Here is a 19,390-nt window from a genome sequence, read left to right on the forward strand (position 1 = left end):
GGTTGCTCCGATCGCTCTCCGCGCGCGGGTTTGGCGTCGGCGGAGAGGGCGCTGGGTCGGTGAAAGTCGGTCGGCTCGCCGTGGGGCAGCCGAGCGCGGCGGCGGCTCAGGCGGCGCGCTGGAGGCGTCTGCGGTCGACCGACTCGAACTCGACCCGGGTGGTCATCTGGGCGAGCCTGGAGGTGACGCGGTCACCGAGGTGGGCCTTGAGGTCCCTGATCGGCAGGTTCGTGGTGATCAGGGTCGGGCGCAGGTGGTTGTAGCGGCGGTTGATCAGCCGGTAGGTCTGCTCTTCGACGAACTCGCTCGACTTGGCGGCGCCGAGGTCGTCGAGGATCAGCAGGGGCACCCGGCTGTAGGCGGCGAGGACCCGCTCGGCGTCGGTGTCCGAGCTGGGCCGCAGCTGGGCGTAGAGGTCGGCGGCGGTGGTGGCGCGCCAGCGCACCCCGATGCCGGCCTGCACGAGGGCGCGCACGGCGCCGTACGCCTCGTGGGTCTTCCCGGCGCCGACGACCCCGGCCATCAGCAGGCTGGGGCCCGTGGTGACCTGGCGGCGGGCACCCAGGCCCGGAGCGGTGGCCTGGGCTGCGACCTGCCGCACCCAGGTGAGGACCTGCGGGTTCGTGGCGAGTGCGTCGCGGTAGCGCGGCGGCAGCCCGGCGGACAGCGCGGCCTCCGCCGAGTAGGGCTCCACCTCGTCGGGGAGGGCGTCGACCGTGTGCTGGTCGATGCCCCGGGCGGCGAGGATGCCGGCCATCCGGTCGAGCACCGACGGGGCGTCGGCGAGGGTCTGCGGGTCGCGGTGGGTGCGCATCACAGCTCCTCGGCGTAGGCGGTGGCAGCGTCGACCGGGTTGGTCCACGCCTGGTGTGCGGGCACGTTAGGCCGGATTCCCGGCCGCGCCAAACCGGCGCTTCGTGCGTTCATGGCGTCGTTGACCAGGCTCGGCAGCCGGGAAGGGTGGCCCTGGATCTCGGCGAAGCGCCGCAGCCCGGCGCGGACGTGGTCGGGGGCGATGCCCTCGTCCAGCAGGGTCTTGACGACCTTGCCGAGGTGGCCGAGGACGCTGCCCGGCGGGCGCTCGGCGCAGGCGGCGACGTACTCGCCGACCAGCTGGCCTGCCGAGAGGGTGTCCGCGTCGGGCGCCTGGCGCCCCGTAGGGAAAGAAGATCCAGGATCCAAGATCCTAGATCCAGGCGCCGAGCCCTCGTCGAGGCTTCGGCGAACCCTCGGGGAGGTTTCGCCGAATGTGGCCTGACCCGCGGTTTTTCGAGGGCTCGGGACCGGCTTACCCTCGGTGCCGACCGCTGTGTCCGTTACTGGGGCAGCGGTGGGGGGCGTCTTCGCTGCGGGTGCAGCGAGGGGTTCGTTCTGCTGCGGGAGGGCTGCGGGAGGTTTCGCCGAGGTTTCGTCGAACCCTCGGGGAGCGTTCACGGCGTCTTCTGTGACCGCTCCCGGGGTACCCGCGAGGGCGGCACGCTGGATGCAGGGGCCCTTGCAGACCCCGCACCGCTCCGGCTCGCAGTGCGGGCAGGCGGGCAGCCGGGACAGGCTGGGCTTGTCGATCTTCTGGTGGTTGCGCCAGGTCGGGTAGTGGAAGTAGCGGCGGCCATCGCAGCCGGTGTACCGGCAGATGGCGTCGGCGGCAGCGAGCTGCCGGAGGTGGTCCTCGACGTCCGTGCGGTTCACCTCGTCGCGCAGTGGCCAGATGAGGCCGTAGACGACCGCCGCATTGTCGCGGTGTCTGCCGTGGTCGTCGGCGTGGTTGGTCATGCCGAGGAAGGTGAGCACCGCGGGGATGGACACCTCGGCGAGCGTCTCGCTCACCCAGGTCTCCGGCTTGATGGAGCGTATTCGCGCCATGTCAGCGGCCCCGGCTCGGCGTACGGTCAGCCCCCGGTGGTGAGGTCCAGGAGGTGCGGACGCGTCCAGTCGGTGTCCGGGTAGGCCCGGACGACCCAGCGTGCGACGATCCTTCGGGCGACGGGGCTCAGCCGAACCGGGCGGCCAGCGGCGTCGGCGGCGCGGGCGTACGCGTGGGGCCACAGTGTCACCGGGTCCGTGAAGCCGACGGCGACCTTGGCGGCGCCCGGGATCATGTCGGCGAGCTTGGCCGCCAGGCGCGGCCGGGCGTCCGAGGTCGGGGTTCCGCTGGGTATGGCGGGCATGCGATACTCCGTGCTTCGTAGGAACGTGCGCGGCGGTCTCGTGCGAAGAAGTCCCGCGTGCACGTGGTAGTGAATCGGCGCCCCTCGGGGCGTCGGGCCCGGCGTCCAGGAGTTGGTAGCTCCAGGACGCCGGTCTCATTTCAGGGGCGCTGAGCCGGTTGCTCGCGTCCCGCTCCGCCGGCCTGCTTGCGGCGGGAGCAGCACCATAGGGGCACCGCGCCGACAGATCCAGCTTGTTCTCCGTGCGGCCTCGTCGGCGGCGCACCCAGCCCTGTGTCACGGCCCGTGGCCACCGGGCGGCGTCGTTCTCGAAAGCCGCCCGGCTCGCGGTGACCATCCGTGGCCGCCAGACCGCAGGCCTTCTCACTCGCGGTGATCCGCCTGATTCGCGGGACCCCGGGACGACGGGCTTCACAGGTGGCGACCGATCCCCGATCCAGCTGAAGCCTCATAACATGATTCCCCATCAATAATGCGCGGCAAGCCCTTGCCGCAGGGAAGACATTAAGTAGCGACCTGGATACGGTCAAGAAATCAAAGGGATCTACGCGAGTAGGCGCAGGGTATTTTCGGAGACTGAGAAATGATCTCCACCAGGCGCCACGGCAACGCTCCGCAAACGGAGGAGCGAGTAGCTGCAAGGCTGCCACCTCGAATCCTCACAGTGAGCAACCACTCGGATTCAGCCACAGAGCGTCACGTGACGAATACCACTCGCGATGCCGAAGCGCGCGCCACCCCTATATGCGCAACGAAATCGGCATTTCCCCGCCAGGTATATTCACTGTCCGAGCGCACCACCGATGGGCGCTTCACCGAGAATCCACCGTGCAATATTTAGGTTTGAACAACATGCGCGCAATAGCTGTGCGGGAGTTCGGCGGCCCGGAAGTCCTGGAGCCGACCGAGATGCCCGAGCCGGAGCTCCGCCCCGGCCACCTTCGTCTCCGCACCCGGCTGGCCGGCGTGAACTTCGCCGACATCCACCTGCGCGAGGGCTCGTACCCCGCTCCCATGCCCACCCCGTTCATCCCGGGCAACGAGGTCCTCGGCATCGCCGAGGACGGGCGCCGCTACATCGCGCTCAGCCGCGGTGGCGGCTACGCAGAGACCGCCGTCGTCCACCGCAAGCTCGCCTTCGAGGTCCCGGAGGGCATCGCCGACCACGACGCCGTCGCCCTCACCCTCCAGGGCAACACCGCGTGGCACCTGCTCTTCACCGACCTGCGCGTCACCGCGGACGACACCGTGCTCGTCCCGGCGGCTGCCGGCGGAGTCGGCTCGCTCGCCGTCCAGCTCGCGAAGCACGCGGGCGCGAAGGTCATCGCCATGGCCTCCAGCGAGGACAAGCGCCGCACCGCCACCGCTCTGGGCGCGGACGCCGTCGTCGACTCCTCCACCCCCGAAGGCCTCACCGACCGGATCCTGGAGGCCGCCGGCGGTCCGGTCTCGGCCGCCATGGAGATGACCGGCGGCGACGTCTTCCACGCCACCCTCGCCGCCCTCACCCCGCGCGGACGCCTCGCGGTCTTCGGCGCCGTCACCGGCGCGGACGGGCTCGTGCCCATCACCAGCCTGCTGGCCGGCTCCAAGGCCGTCAGCGGCTTCTGGCTCCCGAACCTGTACCCCTCCCGCACCCACCTCAACGACTCGATGTCCGCGCTCTTCGCGGCGGTCGCCGACGGCTGGCTCAAGCCACTCAACGGCCCGGTCTACAAGCTCGGCCAGGCCCGCCAGGCCCACCACGACCTCGCCGCCCGTCTCACCAGCGGCAAGGTCGTCCTTGACCTCGACCGCTGACCGCTCGGCCCGTCGAGCTGCCCGTACGCCCGCACCCGACGGGTTACCCCGGCACAGCCCCATCGCGCCGTCGCCGGACGACGCGACGACCACCCGGAAGCCACCCATGACCCTCACCAGCACCACCACGTCCGACGCCGTGCCCGCTCAGCGCCAGGACGAGTCGCCGAGCAAGCCACCGTCCTCGCTCGCAGCCCGCGCCTTCGCCGTCCAGGCCGCGTTCACCCAACTCCCCGGCGAGGTCCACTCCCTGTGCGCCATCGCGGGCGCCGCCGGACTCGACGACGCCACCACCCACCGCATCCTGAAGACCGGCGTCACCGACGGCACCTTCGAACAGGTCGGCCGGGGCCGCTATCGCCTCGGCACCGCCACCGCCCGCGCCGGCGTCCAGGCCATGGCCCACTCCCCCAGCGCCGCCTCGACCCACACGATCCTCGAACACCTCCACGCCACCACCGGCGGCCTCGCCCTGCTCTACGTCCTCTCCCCATTCGGCGGCGCGAAGCGGCTGTGCACCGACTACGTCATCGGCGACCTGGACCCCGCCGAGGTCGGCATGTCCGCCGCAGACGTCGTCTCCGTCTCCCGCTCCCTGCGCACCGGAGCCTCAGGACGCGTCATCCTCGCCCACCTCCCCCAGAGCATCCAGGACCTCGTCCTCGCCGAGGAGGTACCACCCACCGCGGGGCCCGGCGTGATCCGCGACAACGACGCCCTCGCCGCCTCCCTGGACGAGATCCGCCGGCTCGGCTTCGGCGTCGGCCGCCAGGAGTGCATGCCGGGCTGGGACTCCGTCGCCGCCCCGGTCCTGTGGCACGACTCCATCATGGGCGCCGTCCTCCTGCTCCGGCGGACCACCGAAATGCCCGCCGACCTCCGCCCGTTGATCTACCACACCCGCAAGGCGGCCGAGAGCATCAGCGAGCTGACCGCGAGCCCGATCGCAGCCGCCGTGTAGCCGACAGCTGCCGAGCCGACCTCAGCGCTGCCGCCTGAGAACGGATCCGAACAGCAGCGCTGAGGTCCTGGGCATCCGGACGTCGTGTACCGGTCAGTTCGCGGTGGTGGCACTTACTGACGTGATTCGGCAGGATCCCTTTCATGAAGTCTCACGACACAGGGCTGTCACCCGCGTGGGTTGCGCGGAAGGTCGTCGCCTACGACGAACTCCAGGCCGTGGCAGGCTCGCTGTGGTGGCTGCAGTCCGACCCCGATCACGGCGGGGTCCGGCGCGTGATGTGCTCGGAGCGCTCCGGCGAGGCCTTCGCGGTGACGCCGTCCGACTTCGCCGTCGGGAGCGGGCTCCACGCCTACGGCGGCGGCAGCTTCGCCGTGGTGGAGGACGGGGTGTGGTTCGTCGGCGACGACGGCTCCCTCTTCCACCAGCCGCTCGGCCGCACACCGGAGAGGATCGTGCGCGTCCGTGGGTCCGAACAGTACGGGGACCTCGCTCCGGGCCCGAACGGCGGCGTGTTCGCGGTTCGTGGCGACAACGGTGCGGACGAGATCGTCGCCGTGGCTCCGGCTGGAGGCGTTCAGGTCCTGGTTCGCTCCTCCGGCTTCCTCGCCTGCCCTCGGCTCGCAGGGGGCAGCCTGGCGTACCTGGAGTGGAGCCGGGACCGGATGCCGTGGGACAGCAGCCGCCTCCTGCTGGCCGACACCCGGCTCAGCCGACCTGAGCCGGGTCGCGTCGTGGCGGGCAGTTCCTCGGAGTCCGTGGTCCAGCCGTCCTGGGGGCCGGACGGGTCGCTGTACTTCATGTCCGACCGAACGGGTTGGTGGAACCTCTACCGGCTTCGCGACGGCGTGGTGACGGCGGTCCTGCCCATCGATGCGGACTGCGCGCCGGCGCCCTGGGAAGCGGGCTACCGGTCGTACGGATTCGGGCCCGACGGTGCCGTCGTGCTGACCGTGCTGGACGGCTTCTCCACGGAACTCGTCGCCGTCGATCCCACAGGCGGACGGCGTCGGCTCGGCCCGAACCTCACCTCGGTGAAGCCGTACATCGCGGTCGACGGCGACCGACTCGCCGTGATCGGCTCCACCCCGTCGTCCGCTCCGGGTCTGTGGTCGCTCGACCTCACAGCACAAGCCGACGTCCCGGCCGTCCAGGTGGGCGCCGAGTCCGAGTCTGCACCGCCCTGGACGCCCGTCCCGCCAACGATCGACACCGCACAGGCGGGGAGCGGTCGCGTGAGCTTCCTGCTGCACCGGCCGTCGGGGGCGGCGTCGCCCGTGCCGCTCCTGGTGCGAGCGCACCCCGGCCCGACGGACGACGTGCCCCTGCGGCTGGACTGGACGACCCAGTTCTTCGTCAGCCACGGCTTCGCCGTCGCCGAAGTCCTCTACCGGGGCAGCACCGGCCAGGGCCGTACCTTCCGGCAGGCGTTGCACGGCCGTTGGGGCGAGTACGACGTCGAGGACTGTGCCACGGTGGCCGCGCACCTGCGCTCGACCGGCGTGGCGCTGCCCGGGGCGATGTTCGTCAGCGGCGCGAGCGCCGGCGGGTACACGGCACTCCAGGCGGCGACTCGTCCCGGGCCATTCGCCGGCGCGACGGCTACCTCGGCGATCATCGACCCCGCGCGGTGGGAGCTGTCCGTCCCGGAGTTCCAACGCCCCCACGCGGCCGTGCTGCGAGGGCCCGCCGGAACGGTGACGGCGGACCGGGTCCGGTGTCCGGTGCTGGTGATCCACGGAACGGCTGACACGATCACGTCCGCCGAGGAGGCACTGCAGTTCGCCCAGGATCTGGCCGCCCTCGGCGGTGAGCACGACAGCCTGCTGCTGGACGACGGCGACCACTACCTGTCGGCGCCTGCCGCCCGGGAACAGGCCCTCCGCGCCGAACTCGACTTCTACCGCCATATCATGAGCCACCCGAGAGGGTGACGGCTATACCGTCGGCTTCGGGTAGCACGGCCCGGGCGAACTCGCGAAGCTCCCGGGCCGGGGCGTAGTCGGCGTGGGCCCGCAGGTCGGCCAGGACTCCGGCCACCCGCTCGACGCACCGGCCTGACCCCGTCCGGGCAGCATAGGACACGGCGTCCCGGCCGGCCGCGCATGCCCGGTCGAGGTCCCCCGTGCGCAACCAGGTGGCGGCGAGCAGGGCGGCGTCGATCGCCCGCCGGCGGACCCGGTCCTCACCCACGCCGCTGAGGGCGTCGGCGAGTTGACTCCTCGCGGCCGGGGCGCGACCGAGGTCGTGGAGGCAGTGGGCGACCTCGTCCGCGAGGTAGGCGTGGTTGAAGTAGCGGATCCAGGTGGGCTCGTCCTGGTGGTCAGCGGTGTCGAGCAGCCTCTCGGCCTGGATGATCAGCTCGGTCGCCTCCGCCTCCCGCCGCATCCTGGCGTTCGCGCGGGCAACGACCGCGGTGATGGCGGCCCGGGTTGCCGGGCTCGCGGCGGTCCCGGCCGCTGCCCGGGCCGAGGCCGCCCACTGCAAGGCGGTCTCCGAATCGCCGCAGTGCAGCGCGAGGTGCCCAAGGTTCACCGCCACGAGGTAGGCGCTGTACGCCTGATCGTTGGTCACGGCCGTCAGAGTGAGCGCGCGCCGGTAGTACGCCTGGGCCTGGTCGGGGTCTCCGGTGTCGACGGCCTGGTAGCCGGCGAGCTCGCAGAAACCGGCCGTGAGCCTCGCTCGCCGACGAGCGACCGCCTCGTCCGTGACCGGGCGGCGGAGAAGCGCTTCGAGGTCGTTATCGATGTAGGAGCTGACCTGCCGCTGGTACTGCCGAGCCCCGTGCGTGTGGTCGAGCTGACGGAACAGGTCGAGCATCCCCTCGGCGGCGCTGACGTCGGACTCGGTCACCGGCAGCACCAGCGCGGTCGCTTCGGTCGGTGAGCTGATGGCCAGCCAGTCGGCGACCAGACCGCTCACCTGTGTCAAGGGCGACCGTACGGGTGTCACCTTCTGCTCGCCCTGGCGGCGTTGGTGCGCCGCTTCCGCTCGGCCGTCGCCGCCCCCCGGAGCGGCGGCCGGCGCATCGACCGCATCCGGTCCTCCGTGGAGCAGGGAGCGCAGCTCGGTCGCGGAGACCTTCAACAACCTCGCGAGCTTCGGCATCTGCCACGGTTGAGGCGTCGCCGTGCCCTTCTCCCAGCGGTGGACCGTCGTACGGTCGACGTCCATCAGCGTCGCCAGCTGCTCCTGGGTGTAGCCGGCGGCCCTGCGCTGCACGGCGAGCCGTCCCCATCGTGCCATCGCGATCTCCCCGAGAGTTCCTGGTGCGCCAACCGCGCAGGTCATCGGCGCTTTTTCAACATCACTGCCGCGTTTTGCAACAAGTCTGCACTGTTGCACCGGGCTTGGCAGCTGCTTCCGTATGAGCCCCCAAGGATTGTGCACCTCGGATCGGGTGCCCCTCCGTACTACCGCAGAGCCGGACGCCCCTCGGCACCGCGCTCCGGTCGTGCTCAGGGGCAGTGCCCCTCCTGGGCCCAGCAGCTCTCCGGACAAGGACGCCGATGACCACGAACCTCCCGCCGCCGACGCACCCCGTACACGCACCGACGGTGAACTCGCGCCAACCGCAGCCCAGTGCCGCCGCCCGGATCCGGACCACGGAGGCCGGCGACCCGATGGAGGCGCTGATGTGGACCTTCTGGTTGCTGGGCAACGTCCTCGCGATCACCCTCTTGGGGGTGCTCCTCAACCAGGAGTTGGGCCACCAGGACATCGCGAGCACACCGGCCCAATCCCGGTCCGCGCCGGACGTCGGCGAGGCCTGACCACAAGGTTCGCTGTCCCATCCGCGCCCCCGGCTCAGTTGGAGCATAGCGCTCGCATCCACACCGGCTTGAGTCCGTCCGAGCGTTGCCGACCAACCAGTCGGCCCCGTCGCGGACGTGCGTCAGCCGGACTCACTCCGACCTCCGACAGCGGAGGACTACGAGGAAGACGTATGGAGATGACTGAACACGTACCCCCGCAGCACGCGGTGGTGATCGCCTCCGGTGGGCTGGACAGCACCACCGTCGCCTACTGGCTTGCCGAAAGCGGCAGCAGGCTCACGCTGCTCTCCTTCGACTACGGGCAGCGTCACCGGAAGGAACTCGACTTCGCGGTGCTGATCGCCGACCGTCTCGGTGCACGCCACGACATCGTCGACCTGAGCGGACTCGGCAGTCTGCTGTCGGGCTCGGCGCTGACGGACCCGGCCGTCGAGGTGCCCGACGGCCACTACACCGCCGAGAGCATGCGCAGCACCGTGGTGCCGAACCGGAACGCGATCATGCTCTCGATCGCCGTGGGCGCGGCGGTCGCCGCGGGGGCGGACGCGGTGGCGTTCGGTGCCCACGCCGGCGACCACGCCGTCTACCCGGACTGCCGCACCGAGTTCTTCGACGCGTTCGGCGAGGTGGCGCGGGTCGGCAACGAGGGTTTCATCGCCGAGGGATTCCGGCTGCTGGCTCCGTTCATCGATCAGACGAAGGCCGACATCGTGCGGGTCGCCGACCAGGTCGGTGTGCCGTTCGCGGACACCTGGTCCTGCTACCGCGGTGGCGAGCTGCACTGCGGGACGTGCGGGACGTGTACCGAACGGATCGAGGCCTTCGTGCTCGCCGAGGTCGAGGACCCGACCGAGTACGCCGTCTCGCCCACCGGGGCGGCCCGATGAGCGGGGTCGTCGTGCCCGGCCGGCACCGGATCGGGAAGGCGTTCCGGTTCGAGGCGGCTCACTTCCTGCCCGGCCTGCCCCAGGGGCATCAGTGTGCGCGGATGCACGGCCACTCCTACGCGGTGGAGTTCGCTCTCACCGCCGACCGGCTGGTGGCGCCCGGCTTCGTCACGGACTTCGGCGAGCTCGCGCCGGTGAAGCAGCTCATCGACTCCACCCTCGACCACCGCGTGCTGAACGACGTCCTGCCGGTCGTCCCGACGTCGGAGAATCTCGCCGGCTGGCTGGCCTGCTGGTTCGTGGAGCACGTCGAGCCGTCGCTGCCCGGCCGCTTGGTGTCGGTGCGCGTGTCGGAAACGGCGAGCAGCTGGGCCGAGTTCGTGCTGGAGGAGCGGTGAGCCTGTCCGGGGGTGCGATCGCCGGCGGGAAGGGCTTGCTGGTGGCGGAGTGCTTCGGGCCGACGTTCCAGGGCGAGGGCCCCAGCGTCGGGCAGCAGTCGCTGTTCATCCGGTTGTCGCGGTGCAACCTCCGCTGCCCGGGGTGTGACACCCCGGAGACCTGGGACTGGTCCCGGTTCGACCCGCGGGAGGTGTCCACCCGGCACGGCGTCGAGGATCTGGCGGCGTGGGTGATGGCCCGCTCGCCTCGGCTGGTGGTGGTCACCGGGGGTGAGCCGCTGCTTCAGCAGGGCCCGGTCATCGACCTGGTGCAGCTGCTGTCGGGGCGGCGGGTGGAGGTGGAGACGAACGGCACCGTCATCCCGCTGCCGGAGCTGGTGGATTCGGTCGCGGCGTTCAACGTGTCGCCGAAGCTGGAGGCCTTCGCCGCGCCCGGGGACCGGCGGATCGTCCCGGAGGCGCTGGAGGCCTTGGCGGCCTGCGGCAAGGCCCGGTTCAAGTTCGTCGTCCACGAGGCCGGCCAGCTCGACGAAGTCGCCTCACTGGTAGAGGAGTTCTCGCTCCCCGACGTGTGGGTCATGCCGGAGGGGGCGAACAGCGCGGTGGTCCTGCGCAGGATGCGGGAGCTGGCGGACGAGGTGCTGGAGCGGAGCTGGAACCTCACCCCGCGGCTGCACACGCTGCTCTGGGAGGCCACTCGTGGTCGGTGAGAACAGCAAGGCGCCTGGACGGCGCGGTCGTTCCGACTCCCCGAGGCCGCGCGTGTTGGGTAGCGGCCAAGTATGTGGTGCAGAGGGGAGCGGGATCCTGCATGCCGTCCAGGCACGGCCCACTATAGCTAACTCCCGCTCTCCGCGCGCCCATTCGCTGATGCCGTTCCTCGTCGAGCCACGGCATCTGAAGGCCGCGGCGCGGGCCTGCATGCGCCGCGCGGGGTCGCCGGGCGCCGACGGGATGAGCTGGGCGCAGTTCCGGCAGGGCATGGACAGCCGGCTGGAGGTCCTGGCCGAGGAGTTGCGGACGGGTTCCTGGGTGCCCGGTCCGCTACGCGAGGTGGCGATCACCACGTACACCGGCAAGACGATGCCCTCGGTGATCCCGACAGTGGCCGACCGGGTCGTCCAGCGGGCGATGCGGGGAGCCATCGAGCCGGTGCTGGAGCAGCGGGCGTTCGCCGACTGGGTCTCGGGCTACCGGGCCGGGCGGAACCGGATCACGGCGCTGCGCGACTCCGACCGGCACTTGCGGGAGGGGTTCCGGTGGGTGGCCGACGTGGATGTGCGGCGGGTGTCGGAGGGTTCGTGCGCGGCCGAGGTCACCGACTGGCTGGCCGAGCACGTGGCGGACGGCTCGTTCCTGCGCCTCTTCGAGCAAGTTCTGGAGCCGTTGCCGTGTCCACTCGTCCCGGGCACAGCGCTGTCTCCCCTGCTGCTCAACCTTCGGCTGTCCCGGGCGGACGTACGGCTCGCGGGGCTGCGCACGGTGCGGTTCGCGGACAACTACTGCGTCTTCTGCGACGGTGCCGAGCAGGCCGGCGAGGCCCTCGAAGCCGTCACTGGGGCGCTGGCGCGCTGTGGGCTGCGGCCCAACCTCGCGAAGTCCAAGGTCTGGGCCGGTGTGAACGCCGAAGACCTGTTCCTGATCGCCGGATGAAGGGGGCAGCGATGATGGCGAACCTCGTCAGCCACGCGCTCACCTGGGTGCCGGTGCCGGGCGGTGTGTGCCTGTTCGGCGACCGGCAGAAGCCGGTGAAGGTGGTCGACCTGGAGTGGACCGCGACGCCGGTCACGCCCGCCCAGCTCGGCCTCGCCCCGGACCACCGGCCGCTGGTCGGGGTCGCCCACGCGAAGGCGGCCCGGATCGCCGCCGACCTGGGCGGCCGGCTGCCGCTGTCGAAGGAGTGGGAGTGGGCGGCCTCCGGACCCGAACGCCGTCGGTACCCGTGGGGCGAGGACGAGCCGGACGAGGGGCGGGCGAACCTGCGCGACTCCTGCGGACGGCTCACCCCGGTCAGTTCCCACCCCCGGGGCCGGACCCCGACCGGGTTGTGGGACATGGCGGGCAACTGCTGGGAGTGGACCGCCTCGAAGACGATCGGCAGCGGTTCCGTGATCCGCGGCGGCTCCTACAACTCCCTGCCGCTGTACGCCCGGTGCACGTTCCTGAACGCCGCGCCGGCCGAGCTCTGCTCGCCGGGCATCGGCTTCCGGGTGGTGAGGGCAGCGTGATCGGCGACCTCGTGATCGCGGGCTGCTCGCGCCGCAAGGCGCCGGACGTCGGCCTCCTACCCGTCCTGGAGCGGTACACCGGCGGCGTCGCCCCTCAGCTGCACGCCCGCTTCGCCGATCACCCGCACGCCCGCAGCCGGATCCGCTTCCTCTCCGCGGCCTTCGGCCTGGTTCGTGCGGACGACCTGATCGCCTCGTACGACCAGCGCCTCGACGCCGACCGGGTCGAGGGGCTGCGCCTGATCGTGAACGGCCAGCTGCGGCGCGACTTCGCCGCGAACGGCGTCCCGCAGCGGGTGCTGCTGGTCCTCGAACCCGACTACCTGGTCCTGCTCACCGACCTCCTGGCCCGGCCGGAGCGCCCGGTTCTGCACTGGATCCCCGACCCCCGTGGCTGGCCCCAGGCCGCCGCCGTGCTCGACGAATGGAGGTGGCCGTGATGAACACCAACCTCGCGGACGCGCTCAAAACCCAGGCCAACACCCACCAGTACTTCACGACGGGGTTCACCGAGCGCACCGGTCTGGCCTGGCACCAGCCCACCCCGGCCGGCGCCAGCGTCGGTCGGGCGCTGTCCGTCGTGCTCCCTGCCCACAACACCGCCTACGCCCTGCCGACGGTGCTGGACGCGCTCGGCGCGCAGCAGCACGCAGCCGATGTGGAGGTGATCCTGGTCGACGACGCCTCGACGGACGCGACCTTCGACATCGCCCGTCGCCATCCGGCGGTCACCACCGCGGTGCGTCTGTCCCAGCGGCGCGGCTCGGCGGCGGCGCGCAACGCCGGTGCCCGCCTCGCCCAGGCCCCGACCATCCTGTTCGTCGACGCGGACATGGCGTTGCCCGCCCACGTGCTCGCCGACGTCGCCGCGCGCGCCGAGGCCGACACCGTGCTGACCGGGTTCCGGCACAACGTCCCCTACCAGGCGTCGCCCGGCGGCGGGCCGCTGCTGCCCGAAGGGCCTCCGCTCCTCGGCGCCGACCACCGCGTCACCTGGCGACCCCCGGTGGGCAAGATCCTTCCGTACTCCGGGATCACGCTCACCGACGAGCTGGACGGACGCCCGCTCGACGCCACCAACGACTTCCAGACCCTCGGGTACGGACGGGCCTACTACGACTGGGATTTGCCCCGGATGGTCGTCACCGCCCTGCTGGCGGTGCCGCGCGAGCAGCTGGTGGACGTCGGCGGGTTCGACGAGGAGTTCGGGTTGCTGGGCTGGGGCATGGAGGACACCCATCTCGGCGCGGCCCTGATCGCCGCCGGCTGCCTCGTCGTCCCGCTGCGTCAGGCCGTCGGCTTCCATCTCGACCCGCCGGACGCCGCCGCTCAGTGGCAGGCCAAGCTCGCCTCCTGGCCCGCGACGCTCGCCCGCTACCGCCACCTGCTGTCCCTGCCCGCGCCCGTTGGGCACGGGCGCGACTTCACCACCGCCGCCGACAAGCACCTGACCGATGCTGAGGTGATCACCCGATGATCCGCGCCTTCGCCGTCGCCACGTTCGGCGGCACCACCGTCGTGCACGACCCCGCGGTGGGCACCAATCACGTTCCGCCCCAGCCGCTGCCCGCCGGCTGCGTCGCCCTGGACGACCAGCAGGTGGCCGCCTGGCCCGAGGCCGATCCCTCCACGCTCGCATTCGAATACCCGCTGAGCATGTGCTGGTCCCCGATCGTGCGCTGCAACCTGGACTGCCCGCAGTGCCTCGACGACAAGAGCGTGCGCGAGTCCACCGCGGCCGAGCGACGCATCCTCGCCGGCCACATCGCCGCCTCGGGGGTGCTGGGCGTGGACATCTCCGGCGGCGAGCCGCTGCTGCTGCGCGACCTGCCCGAGCTCGCCCGCGCGATTCGCCGCCAGGGCACCAGCGTGGTCAGCTGCACGACCAACGGCTGGCACCTCGCCCGCCGCGCCGAGGAACTCGCCGAAGCCCTCGACGCGATCCGGGTCTCCCTCGACGGCGCCACCGAGGCCACCCACGACCTCTGGCGCGGCCAGGACAGCTACCGGCGCGCCGTCGCGGGGATTCGCGCCGCCGTGGACGAGGGCCTGTTCGTGCAGCTCCAGATGGTCCTGATGCGGTCCAACCAGCACGAGGCCCAGGAGCTGCTGGACCTCGCCGCCCAGCTCGGCGCCGGCGGGGTGACCTTCCTCCAGATGCTCCCCATCGGCTCCGGCGTCGCGCTCGCCGCCGAGCAGTCGCTCACCGATGAACAGGCCCGGGAGATCGTCGGCCCGCTCACCGTCCCCGACGGCGTCCGAGTCCGGCTGCGCACCCGCACCAGCGCGGGCGGCTTCACCGTGCTGCGCGCCGACGGCTACGCCTGGCGCAACACCCGAGGCGCCACCGGCATCTCCGCGTTCGTCCCCGTCACCGGCCCGGACGACCTGCGCCTGCCCACTTCCGGGAGCACCTCGTGACCAACTCCTCGCACGCCGGCAAGCGGGTCTTCGCACAGTGCGTCCCGTTCGCGCCGACGCACTACCAGTGCTTCGACGCGGCCCGGCTGATCGCCGAGTCCGTCGTCGGGATCGATCCGGACGTGACCTGCGTGATCGGCATCGCCTCCGGCGGGATCAAACCGGCCCGCCTCATGGCCGCCTACCTCAAGGTGCCCTTCCACACCGTCACTGCCAGGCACAACACGAGCAACGCCCTGTTCCAGCAGGCCACCGGCGACGTCGAGGTCGTGCTCCCGGACACGCTGCCCGAGTGCCTCTCGGGGACGGTGCTCCTCGTGGACGACATCGCCGGCACCGGAGCCACGTTCGCCGCCGTCTCGGACGCGCTGAACGACCGGCTCGACCACAGCGCCGAGATCATGACGGCGGCGTTGTTCCGCAACCGCGGCTGCGTGCAGAACCCCGACCGGTGGGCCTGGAACGTCGACGACTGGGTGGTCTTCCCGTGGGAGACGCCGCACCACGGCCTGACCCGGCCCGTGCCCACCCTGAAGTGGGTGAGTGCCCGGTGATCCTCCGCCCCGCCTCCCGCGGCGTCCTGCTGGTCCTCGTCTCCTGGACCTCTGACGCCCCGGCCGGCATCGAACGCGCGACGGCCGCGCTCGCCCTCGGCCTCGCCCGAAACGGCCACCGGCCCGTCATCGCCACCGCCGCGCCCCAGCCCGAAGGCCCCGGCCTCCCCGGCGTCACCGTCGCCCGACTGCGCCTCGACGACGTGCAGTTCCCGTGCGACGACGCCGTGCTGCGCAACGCCGTCACCTACCAGGACACCCGGCTGACCCGTCAGATCCGGGACCTGATCACCGAACACCGCATCGACACCGTCCTTTTCACTGACGCGCTGTGGGGCCTCGGCCGCCTTCGCGGCGACATCCCCGGCCACGTCCGCCGCGCTCTCGCCGCCCACGTCAAGCCGCACACCCTCGACGCCGGTCCCGCGCTCGCCCGCGCCACCCGCGTCCTCGTACCCTCCGCCGTCGTGCGCGACGAGCTGGCCGACTGGGGCCCGCGCAACCTCCGCGTCGTCCCCAACGCGCTCCTGCCCGACCCCACCGTTACCCCGCCCGCGCCCGAGCTCCGTGAGCAACTGCGGCGCAACGGCCCTGTGCGCGTCCTCGCGCGGCTCGGGCCGGAGAAGGGCGTGCTCGACCTGCTGGAAACCGCCTCCGGCTGGGACCGGCCCGTTGAGGTGGCGCTCGCCGAGGCCGGGTTCGAGGACAGCGCGGGGTCTCAGTCCGAACTCCTCGACGCCTGCCGCACGGCGGCGGCCCGCGTCCCGGGCGTCCGTCTGCGCGGGGCGCTGGCCTGGGACGAGGTGTTGCCCTGGCTCGCCGGTGCCGCCGTGGTGATCGTGCCCAGCCACAAGGAGACCTTCGGCCTGGTGGCGCTGGAGGCGATGAGTGTGGGCACCCCGGTCGTCGCCTACCGGGTCGGCAACCTGCCCGCCCTGATCAGCCCGACCGGCGACGGCGACCACCTGCTCGTCGGCCACGACGAAGGCCCGGCCGCCCTCCACAAGGCGGCGCAAACCCTTCTGGAAGATGACATACTGTACGCCGCGACTACACAGACCGTGTATCGGAGGGCGGCCGAGTTCGAGCCGCACCGAATCGCTGACTTCTTCCTGGAGGCGGTGTCGTGATGCCCGAAAACCCTGTAGCCCCTGCGCCGTTGCTGCTCGTCGACGGGTTCAACCTTTTGTGGGCGGGCACCTTCGGCTTCCCCGCGCCGGTCTTCTCCCGCGACAAGTCCCGCGAATTGACCGGGCTGTTCGCCTTCTTCGCCCTGCTGCGCGCCGCGATCCGCGACGACCTCGACGTCGAGCAGCCCGAGGTCCTGGTCGTCTTCGACGGCGAGCACGGCACGGCCGCTCGGGTGGCCGCCGATCAGGAGTACAAGGCGAACCGGGAGGCCACCCCGGAAGCGCTCAAGCCGCTGCAGTTCCTCACCCCGGTGAAGGACGGCCTGGACGCGTACGGGATCCGGTGGGTCGAGGTCGGTGACGCCGAGGCCGACGATGTCACCGCCACCCTCGCCACCCGGGCCGCCGCCTCGCGGCCGGTCCTGGTCATGTCACGGGACATGGACTTCTACCAGCTCCTCGATGACCGCGTGCGCATCCTCAACCGCTCCCGGAAGTCCTCCCAGCGAATCATCACCGCCGACGAGGTCCTCACCCGGTACGGCGTCACTCCCGCCCAGTGGCCGGCCTTCCGCGCCCTGACCGGCGACAAGTCCGACAACATCCCCGGCGTCCGCGGCATCGGGCCGAAGGTCGCCGCCACGCTGCTGCGCGACGGCATGCGACTGCACGACCTGCCCGGCTCCGGGCGGCTGACCGGCGCCAAGGGAACGGCGATCACCACCGCCTGGGCCGACGTGCTGCGGTGGGAGGCGATGATCACAGTGCGCCGCGACCTGGCCGTGCCCGTCGCCCTCCGCAGCGAGTCCAGCCCGCAGCTGCCGAAGCCCGCCGACGTCGTCGACAAGCTCGGGCTGTGGTGAGCGGTGCCGGGCCGGGCTCGGTCCTGGCCGCCTTCGCGCACCCCGACGACGCCGAGCTGTGGGCCGGCGCCACCCTCGCCCTCCACGCCTGGTCCGCCGTCGTGACCGTCGTCGTCCCGCACCGCGACGACGTCCGCGACGCCGAGGCCCGCAAGGGCGCCGCCGCGCTCGGGGTGGAGCTGCGCCAGGTGGCCCGGCTCGACCACGCCACCGTACAGGAGCTGCTGCTAGAGGCTCAGCCGGAGATCGTCATCACCCACCCGCTCAACGACGTCCACCCCGAGCACCGGGAGGTCGCCACCGCCGTGCTCGCGGCCGTCCCCGAGCCCCGGATCGCCACCGGCCGACCGAGCCGCCTCTACACCTGCGACACGTACAACTCGCTCACCCTGGACGGCCCGGTGCGCGCCGACGTGATCGTGGATGCCACCGCGACCTTCGACACCAAGATGGCCGCGCTGTACGAGCACGCGAGCCAGCCGATCGAGCAGCACTTCGGGCCCATGGCCGAGAACCTCGGCCGGCTCTGGGGCGCCCGCATCGGCACCCGATACGCGGAGGCGTTCACCGCCGTGCCGATCCTCGGCTGCCTGCCCGGCGCCTCCCACCTCTGATGCGTCGCTCCTCTCCACCCGCCCACTTCCAACTCACCCCATAGGGCATGACCATGACACCCATACCCGTACCCGCCCAGCGCCGCCGCGTCGACCGTCCGCGCGTCGAAGAGCTGACCCGCGAGCTGCTGCTCGCTCTCGGCGAGGACCCCGACCGCGCCGGCCTCAAGGACACACCCCGCCGGTTCGCAGCATGGTGGGGCGAGTTCCTCGACCACGACCCCGGCAAGCTCGACACCAGCTTCGCCCACGAGGGCCAGTACGACGACTTCGTCCTGCTGACCGGCATCGGAGCGTGGAGCGTCTGCGAGCACCACCTGCTGCCCTTCCGCCTCGACGTCTCCATCGCCTACGTGCCGGGTACCACCGTCCTCGGCCTGTCCAAGCTCGTTCGGCACCTGGAGGCCCACACCCACGCCCTTCAGCTGCAGGAGCGCATCACCCACGACGTCGCCCATGACCTCGCCAAAGCCGCCGGCAGCGACGACGTCGCCGTCTTCACCACCGGCGAGCACCTGTGTATGAGCATGCGCGGCGTCAAGACCCCCGCGGTGCGCACCACCACCATGTGCAGGCTCGGCTGCACCGAGAGCGACCCCGACCTGGCCGCCCGCATCGAACGCCTCGCTCTTCCCGCCCGCGCGTAACCACCGTCCTCAGTCCCCAGGAACCAACCATGCCCTCGCACATCTTCACCCTCACCGCCTCGCTGGGCGCCGACGCGGCACCGGCCGAGGTCTGGCAGCAGCTTCAGGCCTCTCCTCCGGCCGGCTGCACCTACGTCCCCGAGGTCTTCCCCCGGACCCCCGGGCTGCGCTGCGAGCGCGAGGCCTCCGCCCGACTGGAGGCCGTGTCCGGCGTCGTCGGCGAGGTCTACGCCGCCCACGGCCTCCTCCTCGACGACCTGGGCGTGGAGAAGCTCTCCGAGTGGATCGGCGACGGCACCGACCAGCCCGGCAGCCCCGCCGGAATCCACGCGGCGGACACCGCCGCGCAGGCCCTGCTCCTGGCGATCGACCGCTTTCGGCGACTGGGTCACGGTGCCGACACCGTCAAGGCGTTCACGGAGGCGACCCTCAACGCTCCTCGTCCCGTCTGACCATCCCGCCATGGGCGTACCGCCGCTGAGGCACCTCAAGGCGCCCGAGCTGCCGTTCCCCGGCGCCGGCAAGGTCGTCCTGCTGGCCGGACTCGCCACCGGCCGCCCCGCTGGCAGCACCAAGCCGTCTTCCGCGGGACCGTACTCGATCCGCTCGTTTTGACCGACCTGTACGGAGCGTGGCGCAGCAGCTGGACAGGCCGGGCGGAGACCTACGCCGATCTGATCCTGGCGTCGCTTCCGCTCGGCCCCTGGCCGGTCCTGCGCGCCCACCGCCCTACCGGGACGACCCTCTGTGCCCGCGCGTGGTGGTCGGCTGCGACCCCCGTATCGGTTGGCAGGTCAGGACGCACCGGGCGGTCGAGCAGCGCACGTCCGGCCTCGTGGTGCACCGCACGCTCGACGCCACCGTGAACGCCGCCGCCCGGACCCTCCTGAGCCGCCAGCCGCCGCGCCACCACCCTCAATCCCACCCACCGTCAGGACCTTCC

The 19,390-nt window shown here is 71.7% G+C and carries 23 protein-coding genes; 19 read left to right on the forward strand and 4 right to left on the reverse strand.

The genetic code is table 11. The features are described from left to right. Positions 1 to 106: 106 nt before the first annotated feature. The 3 genes from ACIQI7_RS15695 to ACIQI7_RS15705 are packed head-to-tail and all read right to left on the reverse strand — an operon-like array spanning position 107 to position 2,168. Positions 107 to 814, reverse strand: a complete 708-nt coding sequence (locus tag ACIQI7_RS15695; protein ID WP_401109648.1) for an ATP-binding protein — start codon at positions 812 to 814, stop codon at positions 107 to 109. Further along, entirely contained in the window at positions 814 to 1,863 is a 1,050-nt protein-coding gene (locus ACIQI7_RS15700) for a hypothetical protein (RefSeq protein WP_401109651.1), read from the reverse strand. Before ACIQI7_RS15700 ends, ACIQI7_RS15695 begins: the two co-directional genes overlap by 1 nt. Positions 1,864 to 1,889: 26 nt before the next feature. Further along, a complete protein-coding gene (locus tag ACIQI7_RS15705) occupies positions 1,890 to 2,168 on the reverse strand; it encodes a transcriptional regulator (RefSeq protein ID WP_401109654.1) in 279 nt (92 codons plus the stop codon). A gap of 852 nt (positions 2,169 to 3,020) precedes the next feature. Between ACIQI7_RS15705 and ACIQI7_RS15710 the strand changes: the two genes are divergently transcribed. The 3 genes from ACIQI7_RS15710 to ACIQI7_RS15720 all read left to right on the forward strand — a co-directional run bounded on the left by ACIQI7_RS15710 (position 3,021) and on the right by ACIQI7_RS15720 (position 6,863). Then, complete coding sequence (locus ACIQI7_RS15710; RefSeq protein WP_401109657.1) at positions 3,021 to 3,968, forward strand: zinc-binding alcohol dehydrogenase family protein; 948 nt, start codon at positions 3,021 to 3,023, stop codon at positions 3,966 to 3,968. Between the two features lie 106 nt (positions 3,969 to 4,074). Continuing rightward, complete coding sequence (locus ACIQI7_RS15715; RefSeq protein ID WP_401109661.1) at positions 4,075 to 4,929, forward strand: IclR family transcriptional regulator C-terminal domain-containing protein; 855 nt, start codon at positions 4,075 to 4,077, stop codon at positions 4,927 to 4,929. Positions 4,930 to 5,072: 143 nt separating this feature from the next. Next, positions 5,073 to 6,863: a S9 family peptidase gene (locus tag ACIQI7_RS15720; RefSeq protein WP_401109664.1), complete on the forward strand. Its 1,791-nt coding sequence runs from the start codon at positions 5,073 to 5,075 to the stop codon at positions 6,861 to 6,863. Here the strand turns inward: ACIQI7_RS15720 and ACIQI7_RS15725 are convergent. Beyond that, entirely contained in the window at positions 6,841 to 8,175 is a 1,335-nt protein-coding gene (locus ACIQI7_RS15725) for a helix-turn-helix transcriptional regulator (protein WP_401109667.1), read from the reverse strand. The genes ACIQI7_RS15720 and ACIQI7_RS15725 overlap by 23 nt on opposite strands. 263 nt (positions 8,176 to 8,438) lie before the next feature. Here ACIQI7_RS15725 and ACIQI7_RS15730 point away from each other — a divergent pair, with 263 nt between their 5' ends. The 16 genes from ACIQI7_RS15730 (at position 8,439) to ACIQI7_RS15805 (ending at position 19,062) form a co-directional block, all read left to right on the forward strand. Further along, positions 8,439 to 8,702, forward strand: coding sequence for a hypothetical protein (locus ACIQI7_RS15730; RefSeq protein WP_401109669.1), 264 nt, complete (start codon positions 8,439 to 8,441; stop codon positions 8,700 to 8,702). A 179-nt stretch (positions 8,703 to 8,881) separates the two neighbouring features. Further along, entirely contained in the window at positions 8,882 to 9,592 is a 711-nt protein-coding gene (queC, locus tag ACIQI7_RS15735; RefSeq protein WP_401109672.1) for a 7-cyano-7-deazaguanine synthase QueC, read from the forward strand. Continuing rightward, complete coding sequence (locus ACIQI7_RS15740) at positions 9,589 to 9,990, forward strand: 6-pyruvoyl trahydropterin synthase family protein (RefSeq protein ID WP_401109675.1); 402 nt, start codon at positions 9,589 to 9,591, stop codon at positions 9,988 to 9,990. The genes queC and ACIQI7_RS15740 overlap by 4 nt, the downstream gene beginning before the upstream one ends. Further along, the gene (locus tag ACIQI7_RS15745; protein WP_401109678.1) at positions 9,987 to 10,700 is read left to right on the forward strand and encodes a 7-carboxy-7-deazaguanine synthase QueE; all 714 of its coding nucleotides are present in this window, start codon (positions 9,987 to 9,989) and stop codon (positions 10,698 to 10,700) included. Before ACIQI7_RS15740 ends, ACIQI7_RS15745 begins: the two co-directional genes overlap by 4 nt. A 160-nt stretch (positions 10,701 to 10,860) precedes the next feature. After that, a complete protein-coding gene (locus ACIQI7_RS15750) occupies positions 10,861 to 11,643 on the forward strand; it encodes an RNA-directed DNA polymerase (protein WP_401109681.1) in 783 nt (260 codons plus the stop codon). Positions 11,644 to 11,654: 11 nt separating this feature from the next. After that, positions 11,655 to 12,218: a formylglycine-generating enzyme family protein gene (locus tag ACIQI7_RS15755; RefSeq protein WP_401109683.1), complete on the forward strand. Its 564-nt coding sequence runs from the start codon at positions 11,655 to 11,657 to the stop codon at positions 12,216 to 12,218. Next, positions 12,215 to 12,658, forward strand: a complete 444-nt coding sequence (locus tag ACIQI7_RS15760) for a hypothetical protein (RefSeq protein WP_401109685.1) — start codon at positions 12,215 to 12,217, stop codon at positions 12,656 to 12,658. Before ACIQI7_RS15755 ends, ACIQI7_RS15760 begins: the two co-directional genes overlap by 4 nt. Then, entirely contained in the window at positions 12,658 to 13,695 is a 1,038-nt protein-coding gene (locus tag ACIQI7_RS15765; RefSeq protein ID WP_401109688.1) for a glycosyltransferase, read from the forward strand. Before ACIQI7_RS15760 ends, ACIQI7_RS15765 begins: the two co-directional genes overlap by 1 nt. Continuing rightward, positions 13,692 to 14,639, forward strand: coding sequence for a radical SAM protein (locus ACIQI7_RS15770; RefSeq protein ID WP_401109691.1), 948 nt, complete (start codon positions 13,692 to 13,694; stop codon positions 14,637 to 14,639). The genes ACIQI7_RS15765 and ACIQI7_RS15770 overlap by 4 nt, the downstream gene beginning before the upstream one ends. Continuing rightward, positions 14,636 to 15,193 carry a phosphoribosyltransferase gene (locus tag ACIQI7_RS15775; protein ID WP_401109692.1) on the forward strand — a complete coding sequence of 186 codons (558 nt, stop codon included), beginning with the start codon at positions 14,636 to 14,638 and terminating at the stop codon, positions 15,191 to 15,193. The genes ACIQI7_RS15770 and ACIQI7_RS15775 overlap by 4 nt, the downstream gene beginning before the upstream one ends. Next, positions 15,190 to 16,323, forward strand: coding sequence for a glycosyltransferase family 4 protein (locus ACIQI7_RS15780; RefSeq protein ID WP_401109695.1), 1,134 nt, complete (start codon positions 15,190 to 15,192; stop codon positions 16,321 to 16,323). Before ACIQI7_RS15775 ends, ACIQI7_RS15780 begins: the two co-directional genes overlap by 4 nt. Positions 16,324 to 16,352: 29 nt before the next feature. Next, positions 16,353 to 17,186 carry a 5'-3' exonuclease H3TH domain-containing protein gene (locus tag ACIQI7_RS15785; protein WP_401109698.1) on the forward strand — a complete coding sequence of 278 codons (834 nt, stop codon included), beginning with the start codon at positions 16,353 to 16,355 and terminating at the stop codon, positions 17,184 to 17,186. Further along, a complete protein-coding gene (locus ACIQI7_RS15790) occupies positions 17,180 to 17,800 on the forward strand; it encodes a PIG-L deacetylase family protein (RefSeq protein WP_401109701.1) in 621 nt (206 codons plus the stop codon). Before ACIQI7_RS15785 ends, ACIQI7_RS15790 begins: the two co-directional genes overlap by 7 nt. A gap of 47 nt (positions 17,801 to 17,847) precedes the next feature. Further along, on the forward strand, positions 17,848 to 18,447 hold the full coding sequence (gene folE, locus ACIQI7_RS15795; protein ID WP_401109704.1) for a GTP cyclohydrolase I: 600 nt from the start codon (positions 17,848 to 17,850) through the stop codon (positions 18,445 to 18,447). Between the two features lie 29 nt (positions 18,448 to 18,476). After that, positions 18,477 to 18,899 (forward strand): amidase, encoded by a 423-nt coding sequence (locus ACIQI7_RS15800; RefSeq protein ID WP_401109706.1) that lies wholly within the window; start codon positions 18,477 to 18,479, stop codon positions 18,897 to 18,899. A 10-nt stretch (positions 18,900 to 18,909) separates the two neighbouring features. After that, a complete protein-coding gene (locus ACIQI7_RS15805; protein ID WP_401109709.1) occupies positions 18,910 to 19,062 on the forward strand; it encodes a hypothetical protein in 153 nt (50 codons plus the stop codon). Positions 19,063 to 19,390: the final 328 nt, after the last annotated feature.

The sequence above is a fragment of the Kitasatospora sp. NPDC092039 genome (assembly GCF_044756065.1).
Lineage (GTDB): Bacteria > Actinomycetota > Actinomycetes > Streptomycetales > Streptomycetaceae > Kitasatospora.

Coding starts and splice junctions, on each gene's coding strand:
- ACIQI7_RS15695 (WP_401109648.1), bottom strand. CDS start 814: ATGCGCACCCACCGCGACCCGCAGACCCTCGCCGACGCCCCGTCGGTG.
- ACIQI7_RS15700 (WP_401109651.1), bottom strand. CDS start 1,863: ATGGCGCGAATACGCTCCATCAAGCCGGAGACCTGGGTGAGCGAGACG.
- ACIQI7_RS15705 (WP_401109654.1), bottom strand. CDS start 2,168: ATGCCCGCCATACCCAGCGGAACCCCGACCTCGGACGCCCGGCCGCGC.
- ACIQI7_RS15710 (WP_401109657.1), top strand. CDS start 3,021: ATGCGCGCAATAGCTGTGCGGGAGTTCGGCGGCCCGGAAGTCCTGGAG.
- ACIQI7_RS15715 (WP_401109661.1), top strand. CDS start 4,075: ATGACCCTCACCAGCACCACCACGTCCGACGCCGTGCCCGCTCAGCGC.
- ACIQI7_RS15720 (WP_401109664.1), top strand. CDS start 5,073: ATGAAGTCTCACGACACAGGGCTGTCACCCGCGTGGGTTGCGCGGAAG.
- ACIQI7_RS15725 (WP_401109667.1), bottom strand. CDS start 8,175: ATGGCACGATGGGGACGGCTCGCCGTGCAGCGCAGGGCCGCCGGCTAC.
- ACIQI7_RS15730 (WP_401109669.1), top strand. CDS start 8,439: ATGACCACGAACCTCCCGCCGCCGACGCACCCCGTACACGCACCGACG.
- queC (WP_401109672.1), top strand. CDS start 8,882: ATGACTGAACACGTACCCCCGCAGCACGCGGTGGTGATCGCCTCCGGT.
- ACIQI7_RS15740 (WP_401109675.1), top strand. CDS start 9,589: ATGAGCGGGGTCGTCGTGCCCGGCCGGCACCGGATCGGGAAGGCGTTC.
- ACIQI7_RS15750 (WP_401109681.1), top strand. CDS start 10,861: ATGCCGTTCCTCGTCGAGCCACGGCATCTGAAGGCCGCGGCGCGGGCC.
- ACIQI7_RS15755 (WP_401109683.1), top strand. CDS start 11,655: ATGATGGCGAACCTCGTCAGCCACGCGCTCACCTGGGTGCCGGTGCCG.
- ACIQI7_RS15765 (WP_401109688.1), top strand. CDS start 12,658: ATGAACACCAACCTCGCGGACGCGCTCAAAACCCAGGCCAACACCCAC.
- ACIQI7_RS15770 (WP_401109691.1), top strand. CDS start 13,692: ATGATCCGCGCCTTCGCCGTCGCCACGTTCGGCGGCACCACCGTCGTG.
- folE (WP_401109704.1), top strand. CDS start 17,848: ATGACCATGACACCCATACCCGTACCCGCCCAGCGCCGCCGCGTCGAC.
- ACIQI7_RS15800 (WP_401109706.1), top strand. CDS start 18,477: ATGCCCTCGCACATCTTCACCCTCACCGCCTCGCTGGGCGCCGACGCG.
- ACIQI7_RS15805 (WP_401109709.1), top strand. CDS start 18,910: ATGGGCGTACCGCCGCTGAGGCACCTCAAGGCGCCCGAGCTGCCGTTC.